This window comes from Nitrosomonas ureae (genome assembly GCF_900206265.1).
In the GTDB taxonomy this organism is placed as follows: Bacteria; Pseudomonadota; Gammaproteobacteria; order Burkholderiales; family Nitrosomonadaceae; genus Nitrosomonas; species Nitrosomonas ureae_C.
The window spans coordinates 1,235,604-1,250,473 of record NZ_LT907782.1 but is presented as its reverse complement, the minus strand read 5'-3'; the positions used below and the strand labels follow the sequence as shown (position 1 = coordinate 1,250,473).

The window sequence follows — 14,870 nt, the reverse complement described above, 5'->3', positions numbered from 1 at the left end:
AAATAATGGAAAGAGTTGTTGGCTTCATTTGCATTGTCCGCTCGCTGCCTGCTGCACACGATTTAAGTGTGAATCTCGGTCTAATTTATCCAGCCAACTTAATAAGGCAATCAATGCAATCGTGGTAAGAATGTGCGGCCAGTATTTGCGCAGGCATCCTGGCTGGTTTGCTCGGTAGTGTTTGGTGTCGAATGGAATCATGATGTGTCCTTAAACTAATTTCCGGCAAGAAATGCGCCGCAGCTGTTGCATCCGTATGCAAGATTGTCATCCCACAGATCATTGCTGCCACAATGCGCGCAGCGTCCAGTAAAATGTCCAACCGGTTCATCTTGCGGGTTATTTTTCTTTCTTAATGCATTTAATTCATTGTTTCTTGATGGCAAAGATGGTTTGAACATGCTGCTATTTGCCGTTGTATAATTAGTCATTCGATGTGCTCTCCGTTACGGTCGGATGCAGAATCGCATTAATTTTCTCGGCCAGCTGGTCGATGTCGCCATCGTTTAAAATCAATCGATCACGATCCGTATCTATTTTCATCAGCTTGTCACTGGCATGTGTTGGGTTGATTTCATTGGGATTGATTGGCCTGCGGATGTGCCAGATCGTGCCGCCATGGTTGCGGATGTAGTCGTATTCGTTTTGGAATCTCACATCGGTTGCGACTATGCCTTCGATGTATGCGTTACCGGCTGCTGCGAGCTTTTTTAAATATTCTATTTTTCTGTCCGCAATTTTTACCCATACGTCGCAATCGACATAATTCCTTCCCCATTCGGTACCGAGCGTTTGCATGAGTTGCCGTGGAGATTTTCCGCATAATTCCGGTATTGGGTTTTCTTTAAGGTTCCGGTCAGTGAAATAGCTTTTAGGTACTCTGAAGCCTGCCACGAGCATATCGATCAGAGGCTCGGCAAAAGATACGCTACGGAATTCCTGGGCTGAGCAAAGTATTTCAGCCACAGTATCTTTGCCGCAGCCTGCGGGGCCGTGTAAGCCGATTAGTTTGATTGGTGAATGGTTCATGATTTTTCTCGTGCAGGATGATCAGGTTGCGATCTCAAAAGGTTCTACGAACCGTTGTTTTTTCTGCTGCGGTTGTGCGCCTGGCTGTGGCGGTGTGAATACCAGCATGTTTTCCTTGATGCAGCCGATCTCAATCAGGGACTTGACGATCGATGGCACGGCATAATCAGCACCATCCTTAGTTTTATCGATTCCCAGGTGCATGAAGACATCATCCAGCGTGAAGATTTCGCCTTTTTGATGCTGGATAAATTCTTCCAAAGGTACGCGGTATGGGTCTGGTTCCGATTCGATGCGCTGCAGAATTTTGAATACGTGCTGGGTCATATCCTCGAAAGCCTGATTGACGTGGATGAAGCGGATGCTTGAGTCCTGACTGTGGAATGCCAGCGGACCGTCATCCAGGTTGAGTATTGCGAGCGTGCCATCCGGCAGTTGCTTAGTAAGATCATGCTGGAATACAACCTTGTCCAGCTGATAGAACGTTTGCAGGGATGCGACTTCCTCAACGGATAGCTTATCTTCCTGGTGGTAAATGATGATGCTCATTTGGTTGCCTCCGTTTGGCTTTGAACGACCGCTTGTTGTGCTGTATCATTTTCTGCTTGATTTTCATTAAGCGAGGATTTAAGTCGTGAAAGAACCTGCTTCGAATGAGATATACCAAGAGCTTTCTCAAATTCAGGATGAAATTGCGTCAATAATGATCCGGCTTGAGAAGCTGCGGTTGGTAGTGACCCCTCGACAACCAATCCAAGGAGCGACTCATTGTCTTGGTCAGAGTCTGCAGTAGATAAATAAGCTTCTGTTAAAATTTTCCCAGACAAAGTGATCGATATTCCGCGATGCGAATAGGTCAATGAAAATTCTGGATTGCTATCGAAAACTGTTTTCATGATTCCTCCTTTGTCAAATAATAAATAACCTGATCCAATACCGCCCATTGCTGGGCGGAGCGGGTTGGGTTAGTTCGCGGGTGGTTGTGGTTCGGGTAGAACCACGGTTAACACTGGGATAATTTCTTTGACTTCGTGGCATTCGCCGGTGAAGTCTGTTATTGCTGCGGGGATTTGCCCTTTTGCGAGTGGGTATGTCCGGCTTTGAATTGCGGCAATTGCTTCATTGCATTTGCCCTCGTTGGCATACCCTGTGATGTTAACTTTTACAGTTGAGACAGCGCTTGAGTTGCTTTGTTTAATTCTCTCCACACCGGATAGGGTGTAGGTGCTCACTTTGGTGAACATGTCGCTTGATGCTTGTGCTGCGGGTGTAACAAAGAATGCTGCTGTGATCATTAACAAGATGGCCTTAAACATTTTTTCTCCTGAAAATAAAGGTTTTTATTAAGTAGACGGGCCGGGCTTGATACCGGCTATGCCGCAGGGATTACTCTCCTTATCTGCACCGAACCTTACACTGGCATTGTGTGGCACTAGGTTTCGCGTGTCCTTCCACGCCGCCGTCTTTATCAACTCAAAGCATCGGGTCTAGTGAGGTTTTGAGGTTGATGTGAGAACGATAGCAATTGCTATTATTTATGTCAATAGCAATTGCTATTTTTATGATAAAATTATTTTGTGGGTGGGAATTTATGGAGGCTTAAATGAATTGTGAAACTATTTTTAGTCTAGTTGTGGTAGTTGTTTTTACGTTGTTGAGTTTGGGCGCTATCGTATTTGCATTTAGTGTTTGGATATTGATTAGAAGAGGAGTGTTTGCTGGCAAAAAAATTAATCTAATTCCTGAGCATCGGACTGAGAGAGGTCATGTTCCCCCAAGGGATTTGCCAATTCCAAAGAAGCGAGATTAATAAAAAAAGACAGGTTAGTTTCATTACAAGGCTCTAGGAAGATCCATGAAAGTGAGTGAATTAAAAGAAAGGCTGGAAAGAATAATACCGATGGGATTCGCGTAATTTGATGCAGGCACCATTTGAATTTGATGTAATGCTTTTCAAATATAGGGTGTAATAGACGCTATTACTTTAATGAATATCGTTGAACTTGCCGTATACTAACTGGTCATTTATTGATATGCTGCGTATAAATATTAAATGAGATTAGTATGACGGCTGTTTATATTCTTGATGACTTTATTAAATCATGTAATAGATCGAATGAGGTAATAGTTTTAAATAGTGCACTAAAATTTGCCCGAGAAGATTTTAATTTATCTACAAATAAAGCGATTCTAGAATTTATAGCTAACGAAGGGCTTGAAAGCCCTTGGTATATAAACACTAAACCGTGGGAGAATAATCCAAATAAAGCTAATTTCTCTATTATGGTTGACGCTTATAGCTTCTACTCAGGTCCCAAGCAAGGATATTTAGCCTTTTTCTATAATCAGATAACAAAAAAATGGTTAATTAAGTCATTTAAAAATAATCGAGATTCTGTTCCACGTACAAGTAAAATGATTGATCAATTATCAGCATATAAAGAATTAATGATGCAAGTTAAAAAGGGAAAATAAAAATGAATACAAGCTGCCCGGCCTGTGGCTCGGATTCAATTGAAACTACTAATATAAAACAAATGCTGCCAATTGTGTATGGTGATCCAGCAATACTGGATGAGGTATTGGATAAGTGTTTGGTTTGTGGAGAGAGTGGTGATTTTTCTGGTTTAAATGATCAAAGAATTACTGAAACTATTGATATTGCCAAGAAGAAATCAGTCAATGATATGTTACATTATTTGTCTGAGCGCGGGTTAAAAATGACGTATGTAGAACGTGCTTTGGAATTGCCTGCCAGAACTATTGCTCGCTGGAAAGGCGGCGAATTATCTGCAGCAACATTGGCTTTATTGCGCATTATTCGTACTTATCCTTGGTTAATTGAAGTCGCTGACTCGCATTTCGATCCCTCAGTAGCAAATGGTAAATTATTGGAAGAGGCGGGGAACGCAATTAAAAATGCCATAAAATCTCACAGCGGAGATTTCATAATTCACTATGATGATAGCAAAACAAAAATAACAGCAAATGTTTCAATTAAGAACCGCCCAAGTTACGATCTTAGTAATTGGGCAATTAATTCACAGTTAAAAATAAATAGTACGAGTATGGCTGGTGGCGCCAAATGAGAATTTCAGACTTCATAATTGCGGAAGATATAAGGAATGAAACTGGAAATAAATTCTCAATAATGGGTATTTATAACGAAGAAATTATATTAAATCAGCCAGAAGATGTTAAATGGCCAATACCATTCAGATTTGGCATATTTATTCGTATCGACATGGAAGACTCTACTGAAGCACCTAATAGGTTTTTATTTAAGATAATTCGTGATGAAAAACTGGAAGCTCAAGTTGATGGTAATATTGAATCAATAGAGAATGCTCCCACCATTACTATTCCATTAGTGCTATTTCCATTTCCTATTTTTGGTGATGGAAAGCTTCAATTCTGTTTTGAGGTTTTTAAAGAGGATAATTTGCTAATTGAACAAACAGAAGAGGTTGAAGTTATTTCTAAAAAATCATCAAATTAAGATTATAAGAATAATAAGCGCGTCGAATCTGGTTATTTAAACTTTCTCATCGATCCAGTAACAACTCCCCAAACTTCAAATGTTGGGTTATCCTTTACCTCTATCGTTTGAAAGTCTTTGTTGGCAGGTATCAGCAATGCACCGTCTTTATTTTTACCCAGGTATTTGACGGTGAATTCTCCGTTAATAACGGCCAGGACAATATCGCCAACTTTTGGATTGACGGAGCGATCCACCACTATCACATCATTCTCGAATATTCCGGCGTCAATCATTGAGTCGCCTTTAACTCGAGCAAAGAAAGTGCTGTCTTTGTTGGATATCAAATAATCATCGGGATTAAGTCGCTTTTCTTCATAATCGGCGGCTGGGGATGGGAATCCGGCTGATACTTTATCCAGGTATAGTGGCAAATCAATATTGAACTCCGGTTGTGACCGGAGGAACATCGCTGAGATATTGGGTGCGTTCATGATGTTGATATGTTAATTATCTTCCGGACCAGGCTTGGGCACAGGATCAGGGTGACGAGGTTCGGGGTGCGGTAATGGGTCTGGTATGGGGATGGGGGTGGATTTATATAATGTCATGATCATGCTCCTTTAGCTTATTCAAATGGTTTTATGTCCAGACTACGCCATAAGATAGTTTTTACCTTATAACGTTATATCCGCGCCCTTGCATGCAACGTGCGATCATGTTCTTTACTGTCATTGCTTCATTACCTAAGCCGCCGATGCCGCCACCTGTCGCGCCGCCCGCCGCAACAGTTCCCACATCTAAACCAGTCACAGCGGCTAATGCAGCACCTATTCCTGCGCCAGCAGCTGCGCCACCAATAATATTGCCGGAATAATTTGTGTTTTCTCTTGCTAAATTGCTGCACGTTGCAAGATCTTTGTCATAATTGCAGTCACTGCACGTGCCGGGATCGACAACAGGCCTATACTCCGATGGATCATGAACCGTTTCTAATTTAGAAATTCTGTCTAAATACATTGCGCGAAGAATTTCATTCTTGGTGTCTTCTGGGATGTTTGGGTCATTCCATATTGCCATCTCTCTTTCTGATTGTATCCTTTCCTTTGAAGGGCCGACACAACCAACAAATAAAAGGGCGGTTATGGCAATCAACATATACATTTTTTTCATTTATAGAACATAAACTTAATTATTCAATTTATTTTTGTGGGCCTGTATTTATTTACATCAAAATCGCTTACATCAAACTCAAATACCGGCGATCCTTCTTTATAAATATTTACAGAAATTCTTACCTTCTTGGCTTTTAGCATTTGCCCGGCAAATTTATTATAGTTTTCAATAAAAATTGTTTCGGAGCTGTTGTCTGCAGCCGATAAAGCGGTATATTTAATCGGGTCTCCATCGTCAAATCTTATTAAAACAGAACATTTATCATACGAGTAGCATAAGATTTGTCCTCTTGCAATATTAAAAATAACGTCTTTGCCGTGTCTAGGATGGGTTCTTAAAGTTAGCGACCCGTGTTGAGCGCCAGAATAAGGAAAATCGAAATTCACGGTGTTTGTGCTGAATACTTGAGCTTGATAAACTAAATCTTTGCTCATCTGATCATTGCTCTGCTGATAAATCCATTGATCGCCTGGGTTTTCAATTTTATTTTGCGGCGAGGGATGATCTAATGCCTGTAAATGTGAATGATCTGATTCAGGAGATGATTGGACGTAATCTGTATCGGGGCCAGAAATCATTACCAAAGCAACAAAGATAGCAATAATTATTAATATTGCAGTTCCACAGCCAATACTTTTAGGAATTTTATATCCGCATTTGGGACAATTTCTTGCTTCAGAACTTATTTCATTGCCGCATTCTTTACATTTAATGATTGCCATCTTTCACTCGCATATTGAGCATCTTAAGCCCCAGACTAGACTAGCCAACAGCATCAGTTATGTGGATGGATGTGATCTTGTGAGATAAGGTTTTTCTATAAACCATAATTATCCATTTTTACATTTGCATAGCTCATTTTTGCACCAATCATCAATGTTTTTTATTTTTTTAATGCTCATTCTCTGCTTTGTCATTTTTTTTGCTGGCTGCTGCGGAGCTGTATTCAGCTTGCTTTTGTTCGACAAAAGTAATAATGCCCTCAGTTTTTGTAGCTAAATCTGGACCTCCATCTATAAGCATTTCAATGACTCTGGCTGCGTTCATATTTAAGTGCTCTTTTGGTGTGCTCTGTAATTTTTTAATAATATGTTTAATTACCTCATTGTTTTCTTTAAAAATTTCTGTTTCTGGAGTCATCTCAGGATCATCAAAGTAACCATCCGGTAATCCCGCTCTTTTTTCCATATTCCGCGCGGCTTTTTCTCCAAAATTTCGATCACCCTTGATGATCTGATAGACATAATCTGGATTATTTGGTTTGTCAGCAGAATCCGAGTGGCGTTTTTCACAAAATTCTCTAGGCCCTCCGTCTTGTTCCACCAGGGTTTCAAGTCTCTTTCTTCTTAATTCATTGATTTCAGTAACCATAAGTAATTGTGGTGGTGTAATCATTAAATGTAAATTAGCAAATGCTATTGACAGACTTAATAGCATTTGCTATTTTTCTTCGTATGGATCTAGAAGAATATTTATCAAAGTTTGATACCAACGCCGGTTTGGCAAGGAAGCTCGGAGTTTCACCTGCGCTTGTGAGTCAGTGGAGAAATGGAATAAGACCGATACCATTTGAACGATGTCCTCAAATTGAGTCGGTGACAAATGGCGCTGTTTCAAGAGCTGATTTATGTCCCGAAAATTGGGCAACGCTTTGGCCTGAGCTAGAAAGTATAGAGAAATGCAAATGCCAACCATAATCAAAACAATTAACCCCAAAACCAAATAATCGGCTCCAATTAATAGAAGCTTGAGCTTAATTTAATGCCAACAATAAATACACGCCCGAATAAAGGACAACAGGACATGAACACACTCGATGTAATACATGATGTTGCACACGGATATCCGGGCGGGGTGGAGGCATTGGCGGCACGGATGGGTAAATCTGCTGATACGTTACGCAAAAAAGTGTTGCCGACCAACGATACCCACGATCTGACTGTAAAAGAGCTCAGGAAAATCGAGGATTACTGCAATACCGACAGAATTGCTGATGCATTTGCGAATGACCGCGGCCTGATGTGCATCAAGAAACCCGATTTCGAGAATATTTCGGATAAGGCATTCATGGACTTGTTTTTGGATATCCAGAAAAAGCAGGGGCAGTGGGCCAGTGTAATTAGCGAATCAATGGAAAGTGGTGATATCGACTGGGATGAATTCTTGCGCATAAAAGAGCAAGCCTATAAGTACATTGCCGCCATTCTTGAGGCTACAGCCCGGTTGGGAAGCTCGATGGCGCTCAGTGAAGAAAATAAGATTGCACGATCCAAGCGCAAAATCGCGCAGTTAAAAAATATGAGAGGAAAGTGATGATTGTTGATACTTTGCAAGACATATCCTTGTTTTTACTGGGTGCTTTAAGTTGCGGGTTTTTTTGTGCGATCTATGACAGCTTAACTTTGGATAAGAGGATTATTAAATGCCGGATACAAAAACTCAGCCTTCGGAAAGGTGATGTGCTGGTTTTGAAAAGTCAGCATCCATTAGATGAGCAACAAGTGGGTTATATAAAAGATAGGTTAAAAAAGATACTTCCAGAAGGTATCGATACGATCATTACTTCTAAAGATTTGGATATTGCTGCTGTCTTGTCACATGAAGATGATCGCGGATAGAAGCGCAAATAGTCGGAAGGGTGGATTTATACCATTATGAGTGACAACAAGAATAATTTTTCCGATCCTGTTGCTGAGTTCGCTGAAGCGGCCCGAAATTCAGGATTTGAGATCCATGGCAATATCATCGCCGATGGTCGTTTGCATCGTTGTCGCATGGCTAACGATAAGAAAGGAAAGAAAAACGGCTGGTATGTTTTGCATCTAGATGGTGTGCCGGCGGGAGCATTTGGATCATGGAGTAATGGTCTGGCACCTATAAATTGGTGCGCTCATAAAGTTGATGATCTGACTCCGGAGCAAATCTCCGAGAATAAGAGGCGTATGGCGGCCGCGCGCAAACAGAGGGAAAGGGAGGAGCTGGAGCTTCGATCTCAGGCTAGGGAAAAAGCTAACAAGCTTTGGTTGCGTTCCGGCATGGTTGATGCAAAGCATGCTTATTTGATTAAGAAAGGGATTAAGCCTGTTGCCGCAAAACAGATAAAGAATATGCTGGTTTTGCCAATGCGAGACATTGATGGCGAGCTCCATTCGTTGCAATTTATTATGCCGGATAGTGCGAAGCAATTTCTTACCGGTGGGCGAAAAAAGGGATGTTTTAGCCTAATTAGTCCGGAAGGGGGTGAACATTTTGATTCAGATACGATTTATTTCGTTGAAGGATGGGCGACTGGGTGTAGCGTTTATGAAGCTACCGAAAAACCTGTGGTGGTTTGTTTTGATGCGGGTAATTTTCTGCCGGTTTGCAATGCGTGGCGGAGTAGATATCCGAAATCAAAGATTGTGATTTGCGCAGATGATGATTTTAATACTGACGGCAATCCTGGTATGTCGAAAGCAGCTGAAGCGGCTGTGGCTATCAATGGGTTTATGGTTAAGCCTGGGTTCGGCACAGGCCGCACTGATAGCGATACCGATTTTAACGATATGCATAAATTGATGGGTATAGAAACGGTGCGTGCGTGTATTGCTGGGGCAAAAGCGAATGTGATTGATTTCGCTGAGCAGAAGGCTAAAAAGGAATCTTCAAAGAAATCCAAGGTAAGTAAAGAAGATAATATCAATTGGAACATATTTGAGTCAATAACTAAACGATATGTGCTGATCTATGGCACCGATACCTGCTATGACATCCAAGAAGGGATCATCATGCAGGTAAAGAATTTCCGCCTCGCTGTCACCAACGATTACGCCAATATGTGGTTGAAGTCTCCATCCAGGAGGATGATTTTGCCTTCTCAGTTGGTTTTTGATCCGAGCCGAACTTGTTCGGATGAGGAAGTCAATTTATTTCGTGGTTTCGATATAAAACCTAAGCAGGGTCGATTTGTACCGATTCTAGAGCTGCTCCATCATCTTTGTGCTGAATCTGCAGGGTCTGATGAGGGTGTTTATGAGGTAATGAATTGGGTGCTTAAATGGCTGGCTTTGCCACTGCAGAAGCCGGGGGCAAAGATGCGCTCTTCGTTGGTTTTTCATGGGCCCCAGGGTACGGGTAAAAATCTGTTCTTTGAAATAATATCCGCCATTTACGGCCGGTATGCCTTGGTCGTTGGTCAAGAGCAGTTGGAAGGTATTTATAACGATTGGATGTCATGCAAATTGTTTTTGATCGGTGATGAGGTTATTGCCAGGCAGGAGCTTTATCACCAAAAAAACAAGCTGAAAGCATTTATCACCGGCGAGACTATCCAGGTAAATCCTAAATTTCTTCCTCTTCGGACAGAGAAAAATCATATCAACGTTGTATTTCTTTCCAATGAGGATCAACCATTAGCGCTTGAGCCGTCCGACCGACGGTATTTCGTAGTTTACACACCGCCGCAGCGTACCGATGGTTTATATGATGAAGTTTCTCAATGTCTTAAGAATGGTGGTATTGAGGCATTTTATTATCACCTGATGCATTTGGATTTAGGTGACTTCAATGAATACACCCGGCCGATCATGACGATTGCCAAGAAAGAGCTGATTGATCTGGGCCTCAGGCCTGCGCAACGTTTCATGTACGAATGGATTAAAGGTTTTCTCCCTCTCCCTCTGATGGGTTGCTCCGTCGAGCAGTTATATCAAGCATTCATGCATTGGTGCAGATTGAACGGCGTTCGATTTTATCCGGAAAAGAGTGCTTTCGGGTCATCGGCGAGGAAAGCGATTGATCTTCCTCATCTGCGTACTCAAGATGGCGCCGCGATTCTTGATGTGAAGGTTGTCAGGCTGCCTTCGACAAGAAATGAACAAAGCAGCGTGAAGATGTGGATTCCGGCAAATAATGGGCCTGGTAACGGCAAAATTGGCGAGTGGGCAATTGGCTGTATCGATTTGTTTGCTGGCTTTTTAAGCAAATATAAGCGGGGGTTTCAGGATGAAGATTGATCGCGCCTCAAATGTTACGGTGTTACGACACTGTTACGGCAAAGTTACGGCTGTAACCCGCATGGTTTATTGTGTTACGGCATTTTCTCGCGTGCGCGCGTATGCATTTTATTTTTTTATATTTCTCCAATATAGAAATAATAAAAATTTTTATTTTTTCTATATAGGGAAAAAATAGCCGTAACACCGTAACAATTAATATATTCAATAACTTATGTCGTAACTTTGCCGTAACAGTGTCGTAACACCGTAACAGTTTTAATAATCAGTAACTTACAAACAAGGAATTAATATGATTGAGTATGTTGAAGGGGAGGTTATTAAGAGGAAGGCCTGTGGTGTGGTTTCGGATAAGCAATTACCTATTCATGATCGTGCAGTTGCTTTGCTCGCGATTATCGATATGTATTACATGAGAATGATCGAGGCTTTTAATGACTGTGATCCAAAATTTAGACGTAAAGCAATTTCTTTAATTACTGGAAATGATCGTATAAAGAAGGTCACGAGAGATCAATATATATCGAATTGGATATATGCGAATGTGCAGAATCCTCCATTTATTCCTTTGCATGATGTGATCGAGTTCCTGCTTGTTGAGTTGGAATATGAGGCAGAAGCCCATCCTATGATGAGATCGGGCGAGACGTCCTACCGTATTTTGTGAATAAAGATGAGGTTCGGCGTTTATTCCCGAGCTGTGTTGAGTTTGCTAACCATGTGCGCAATGTGTTCGGGCCTGGCGTGAAGATGACTTATGCCGAGGAAGGTGGCCGGTCTATCGGGAAGAAGTCTGAGTGTGATCCGGATGTGGCCGTTAGTTTGAAGGACATCCTCCAAGGTAACCCATTGACCGGGGATGGTGCCAGTGAGGGTGATATGGAAAAGGACAAACCTCATGCGAAGTAATGCGGTACCACATTATTTTTATGGTGATCCGGCGGATGTGGTGGAGAAATTAGAGCTGGATGACCTTGGATGCCGGGCGTGTTTGTCGCATCGCTTGGTGTTTGATCGGTTGGTTTGTGGTGATGGAAGGAATGATCGTCAAGTTGGTGTGCCGAGAGTAGGGCATCGGTGCAAGTGGTTTCGTGATCAATAGTGGAGATAATGATGGATAAAGATAATTTGTACACGTTTGATAAAGGTACGGTTTCGTCACGATTGATAAAGTGGGGCCAGTGGAAGATGCGGAGCGGCGTTGCGCTCGGGTATCCGTCCGCTGCTGCGTTTGTTGGGTTAAATCCTAGCAGTCCTAGCGAGTGGTGTGGTCAGGCGATTGATTCTGAGTGTGTGCAAACTAACCAGGCTGTTGAAGCGCTACCTTATGTATTGCTTATTGTTGTTCGAGTCGAATATATTTCTGGATATAAAGATTCTGCAGTAAAGGCTCATGCATGCGGTATTTCGAAGCGTTCTTACTATAATTATTTAGATCACGCCCGTGAGATCGTGGCAAATAATTTAAATTTAAATTTGCACATGGTGCACAAAAATGATATAAATCTGCTAAGTTGTTTAGAAGTACGTTCAGCATAACCAAACATTCACAGAAACTCCAGAAGCCAGCCATTGCGAGCTGGCTTTTTTTATGCCTAAACCACATAAATATGACGATAGAAAATCTGCAGCTCAGCGAGGTTATGGATATAAGTGGCAGAAATCCAGGGAAGGATTTCTAAAAAATCACCCTTTGTGTGTTGATCATGAGGCGAGAGGGCAGGTTGTTGCCGCAACGGTGGTTGATCACATTGTTCCTCATCGCGGCGATATGAATCTATTTTGGGACAGGAATAACTGGCAGTCATTGTGCAGTCATTGCCACGATAGTCATAAGCAAAGACTTGAGAAATCAGGAATTGATACTGGATGTGACTTGACCGGTAAACCTACAGACATTAATCACCATTGGAATAGATAGCAACTGACCGGGGGCGGGTCAAATCTCTACAACTTTTTGCTTATAGACCGTTCGCCTAAATTCGTGTGCAAAAAATTGAATTAAAGGTAGGGGGGGTTAAATTACTTTAACCGTCATTTTAATAAATTATGAAACCTGGACCAGTACCAAAGAAAAATAATGTAACCGAGCTCAAGACAGTTGGCGACAATAAACCTAAATATTTAGCTCCAGAATGTCCGGCACATGTGACTGGCGCGGCAAAACAAGAATGGTTAAGAATAATTTTATTGCTTGAAAAATACAAACTCATCACTGACATTGACACGGCAGCGCTAGCTCTTTATTGCGTAGCTTATGGTAGGTGGCAAGAAGCTGAAAAGAGAATTAGAGAGAATAAAGCTGATGGTGGTGACGGAATGATCATTACATCGCCAAACGGATACCCAATACAAAATCCGTATTTAATTGTTGCTAATCGTGCCATGGAAGATTGTTATAAATATTTACAACAATTTGGTTTGTCGCCTGCTGCGCGTACCCGCGTGACGCCTGGATTGCAAGGTGATTTATTCGCATCTGATGAACCCGGTAAAAATTACCTCACGTGATCCGGTAACCACATACGCTCGGAAGGTAGTCCAAGGAAAAATAATTGCAGGTCCGCCCGTACGAGCTGCGTGTCAAAGACATCTTAACGATTTGGAAAAAGCCACTGACCGTGGCTTTTTTTTCGACCTTGAAAAAGTTGATCGAGTAATTGGTTTTTTTCGAGATGTACTTAGGCTCAATGGTGGTGAGTATGAAGGCAAACCTTACGAACTTCTCGATTGGCAAAAGTTTGTAGTAGGAAGCATCTTCGGCTGGGTTGATGCTGCTGGCCTTAGAAGATTCAGAATTGTCTATATTGAGACCGCCAAAGGAAGTGGCAAGTCTCCTATGGAAGCGGGCATAGGGTTGTATGGATTGGTTGCTGATGGAGAAATGAGATCCGAGGTATACGCTGCTGCAACAAAGAAAGATCAGGCGATGGTGCTGTTTCGCGATGCTGTTGCGATGGTGGATCAATCTCCGATTCTCTCAAAGGCATTAAAGAAAACCGGGCGTCACGACAAGACATGGAATTTATCATATTTAAAAAACGGTAGTTTTTTTCGCACAATATCCTCCGACGATGCGCAATCAGGACCGAGACCACATATCGGCCTTATTGATGAGGTGCATGAACATAAAACTGCGCACGTCATAGATATGATGAAAGCGGGATTCAAGTTTCGCACACAGCCGTTGATCGCAATGATTACCAATAGCGGGTCAGATAAAAAAACGCCATGCGGGGTTTATCACGACTATTCAATAAAAGTCGTGACTGGGTCACGAAATGACGATCAGTTATTCGCATATGTGTGCGCACTTGATGAGAATGATGATCCATTCAAGGATAAAAAATGCTGGCATAAAGTCAATCCAAGCTTGCGTTACGGTTTGCCGACTAAGAAATATCTTAATGGGCAAGTCAGAGATGCTATAGGTATGCCGAGCCAGGAGGCTGTGGTCAGGCGTATAAATTTTTGTCAATGGACAGAAGCATCCAATCCATGGATATCGTATGAGATTTGGAATGGCGCGCGTAGAGTATATGACTGGCAAGACCTGCGTGGCAGGCGTGCATATGGAGGTCTAGATCTAGGATCAACAACAGATCTGACAGGTCTCGTGTTGTGGATAGAACCAAACAATCCAGGAGAGCCATGGCTATTGATAGCTTTCGCTTGGCTGCCAGATGAAGGTCTTGGGCGGAAAGAAGAGCAAGACAAAGTTCCATACTTTGCATGGAAAACTGCTGGATTTTTGGAAACCACACCCGGAAGAGCAATAAGCAAAAGATTTATTTTGCAAAGAATTTCTGAATTAATGGATTGCTTTGATATCCAGTGCATCGCCTACGATCGTTGGCGCATGGAGGATTTGATTCAGATGGCATCTGATGATGGTTATCCACTGCCGGAATTGATACCTTTTGGACAAGGATACAAAGAAATGAGTCCGGCAATCGAGATGTTTGAGACTGCATTGCTCAATGGCGATGTAGCTCACAATGGGCATCCGGTATTGACCATGTGCGCAGCCAATGCCATCGTGGCTGGTGATGAGGCTGGCAATAGAAAATTCAACAAGATTAAAGCCACGGGCCGCATTGATTTGATAGTAGCGGCTGTAATGGGTGCTGGTGTTGCATTGAGCAATAAAACATCTGAATCTGCCGAACCCGGAATATTTGTTCTCTAAGGCG

At 42.1% G+C, this 14,870-nt stretch carries 22 protein-coding genes; 13 read left to right on the top strand and 9 right to left on the bottom strand.

The annotated features are described in order from the left end of the window. Positions 1–215 precede the first annotated feature (215 nt). The 5 genes from CPG39_RS05800 to CPG39_RS05780 form a co-directional block, all read right to left on the bottom strand. Positions 216–431: a hypothetical protein gene (locus CPG39_RS05800; RefSeq protein ID WP_096292472.1), complete on the bottom strand. Its 216-nt coding sequence runs from the start codon at positions 429–431 to the stop codon at positions 216–218. Then, entirely contained in the window at positions 424–1,029 is a 606-nt protein-coding gene (locus tag CPG39_RS05795; protein ID WP_096292471.1) for a deoxynucleotide monophosphate kinase, read from the bottom strand. Before CPG39_RS05795 ends, CPG39_RS05800 begins: the two co-directional genes overlap by 8 nt. A 21-nt stretch (positions 1,030–1,050) precedes the next feature. Further along, complete coding sequence (locus tag CPG39_RS05790; protein WP_096292470.1) at positions 1,051–1,578, bottom strand: hypothetical protein; 528 nt, start codon at positions 1,576–1,578, stop codon at positions 1,051–1,053. Next, positions 1,575–1,925: a hypothetical protein gene (locus CPG39_RS05785; RefSeq protein WP_145956219.1), complete on the bottom strand. Its 351-nt coding sequence runs from the start codon at positions 1,923–1,925 to the stop codon at positions 1,575–1,577. The genes CPG39_RS05790 and CPG39_RS05785 overlap by 4 nt, the downstream gene beginning before the upstream one ends. 69 nt (positions 1,926–1,994) lie before the next feature. Next, entirely contained in the window at positions 1,995–2,345 is a 351-nt protein-coding gene (locus CPG39_RS05780; protein WP_096292468.1) for a hypothetical protein, read from the bottom strand. 748 nt (positions 2,346–3,093) lie between these two features. On the opposite strand from CPG39_RS05780, the gene CPG39_RS05770 reads away from it, so the two are divergent. The 3 genes from CPG39_RS05770 to CPG39_RS05760 are packed head-to-tail and all read left to right on the top strand — an operon-like array spanning position 3,094 to position 4,528. Beyond that, positions 3,094–3,504 (top strand): hypothetical protein, encoded by a 411-nt coding sequence (locus CPG39_RS05770; protein WP_096292466.1) that lies wholly within the window; start codon positions 3,094–3,096, stop codon positions 3,502–3,504. Positions 3,505–3,506: 2 nt separating this feature from the next. Continuing rightward, positions 3,507–4,118: a hypothetical protein gene (locus tag CPG39_RS05765; protein WP_096292465.1), complete on the top strand. Its 612-nt coding sequence runs from the start codon at positions 3,507–3,509 to the stop codon at positions 4,116–4,118. Then, positions 4,115–4,528: a hypothetical protein gene (locus CPG39_RS05760; RefSeq protein ID WP_145956218.1), complete on the top strand. Its 414-nt coding sequence runs from the start codon at positions 4,115–4,117 to the stop codon at positions 4,526–4,528. The genes CPG39_RS05765 and CPG39_RS05760 overlap by 4 nt, the downstream gene beginning before the upstream one ends. Before the next feature lie 32 nt (positions 4,529–4,560). On the opposite strand, the gene CPG39_RS05755 is transcribed toward CPG39_RS05760, so the two are convergent. The 4 genes from CPG39_RS05755 to CPG39_RS05740 all read right to left on the bottom strand — a co-directional run bounded on the left by CPG39_RS05755 (position 4,561) and on the right by CPG39_RS05740 (position 7,078). Beyond that, positions 4,561–5,001, bottom strand: a complete 441-nt coding sequence (locus CPG39_RS05755) for a LexA family protein (protein WP_096292463.1) — start codon at positions 4,999–5,001, stop codon at positions 4,561–4,563. A 178-nt stretch (positions 5,002–5,179) separates the two neighbouring features. Beyond that, on the bottom strand, positions 5,180–5,587 hold the full coding sequence (locus CPG39_RS05750; RefSeq protein ID WP_145956217.1) for a hypothetical protein: 408 nt from the start codon (positions 5,585–5,587) through the stop codon (positions 5,180–5,182). 116 nt (positions 5,588–5,703) lie between these two features. Beyond that, the gene (locus CPG39_RS05745; RefSeq protein WP_096292461.1) at positions 5,704–6,405 is read right to left on the bottom strand and encodes a zinc ribbon domain-containing protein; all 702 of its coding nucleotides are present in this window, start codon (positions 6,403–6,405) and stop codon (positions 5,704–5,706) included. Positions 6,406–6,574: 169 nt separating this feature from the next. Then, positions 6,575–7,078, bottom strand: a complete 504-nt coding sequence (locus tag CPG39_RS05740; RefSeq protein ID WP_096292460.1) for a hypothetical protein — start codon at positions 7,076–7,078, stop codon at positions 6,575–6,577. A 17-nt stretch (positions 7,079–7,095) separates the two neighbouring features. Between CPG39_RS05740 and CPG39_RS05735 the strand changes: the two genes are divergently transcribed. The 10 genes from CPG39_RS05735 (at position 7,096) to CPG39_RS05685 (ending at position 14,866) form a co-directional block, all read left to right on the top strand. Beyond that, positions 7,096–7,380, top strand: a complete 285-nt coding sequence (locus CPG39_RS05735; RefSeq protein ID WP_331716188.1) for a transcriptional regulator — start codon at positions 7,096–7,098, stop codon at positions 7,378–7,380. 64 nt (positions 7,381–7,444) lie between these two features. Beyond that, positions 7,445–7,996 (top strand): phage regulatory CII family protein, encoded by a 552-nt coding sequence (locus tag CPG39_RS05730; protein ID WP_096292459.1) that lies wholly within the window; start codon positions 7,445–7,447, stop codon positions 7,994–7,996. After that, positions 7,996–8,301 carry a hypothetical protein gene (locus tag CPG39_RS05725; RefSeq protein ID WP_096292458.1) on the top strand — a complete coding sequence of 102 codons (306 nt, stop codon included), beginning with the start codon at positions 7,996–7,998 and terminating at the stop codon, positions 8,299–8,301. Before CPG39_RS05730 ends, CPG39_RS05725 begins: the two co-directional genes overlap by 1 nt. 36 nt (positions 8,302–8,337) lie before the next feature. Continuing rightward, a complete protein-coding gene (locus CPG39_RS05720; RefSeq protein ID WP_096292457.1) occupies positions 8,338–10,677 on the top strand; it encodes a DUF5906 domain-containing protein in 2,340 nt (779 codons plus the stop codon). A gap of 292 nt (positions 10,678–10,969) precedes the next feature. After that, positions 10,970–11,344 carry a hypothetical protein gene (locus CPG39_RS05715; protein WP_096292456.1) on the top strand — a complete coding sequence of 125 codons (375 nt, stop codon included), beginning with the start codon at positions 10,970–10,972 and terminating at the stop codon, positions 11,342–11,344. A 231-nt stretch (positions 11,345–11,575) separates the two neighbouring features. After that, positions 11,576–11,779 (top strand): hypothetical protein, encoded by a 204-nt coding sequence (locus CPG39_RS05705; RefSeq protein ID WP_096292454.1) that lies wholly within the window; start codon positions 11,576–11,578, stop codon positions 11,777–11,779. An 8-nt stretch (positions 11,780–11,787) separates the two neighbouring features. After that, positions 11,788–12,216 carry a hypothetical protein gene (locus tag CPG39_RS05700; RefSeq protein ID WP_145956215.1) on the top strand — a complete coding sequence of 143 codons (429 nt, stop codon included), beginning with the start codon at positions 11,788–11,790 and terminating at the stop codon, positions 12,214–12,216. Positions 12,217–12,268: 52 nt separating this feature from the next. Then, the gene (locus tag CPG39_RS05695) at positions 12,269–12,598 is read left to right on the top strand and encodes an HNH endonuclease (protein WP_096292452.1); all 330 of its coding nucleotides are present in this window, start codon (positions 12,269–12,271) and stop codon (positions 12,596–12,598) included. A 128-nt stretch (positions 12,599–12,726) separates the two neighbouring features. Beyond that, positions 12,727–13,188, top strand: a complete 462-nt coding sequence (locus tag CPG39_RS05690) for a phage terminase small subunit P27 family (RefSeq protein WP_096292451.1) — start codon at positions 12,727–12,729, stop codon at positions 13,186–13,188. Further along, positions 13,160–14,866, top strand: a complete 1,707-nt coding sequence (locus tag CPG39_RS05685) for a terminase large subunit (RefSeq protein WP_096292450.1) — start codon at positions 13,160–13,162, stop codon at positions 14,864–14,866. Before CPG39_RS05690 ends, CPG39_RS05685 begins: the two co-directional genes overlap by 29 nt. Positions 14,867–14,870: the final 4 nt, after the last annotated feature.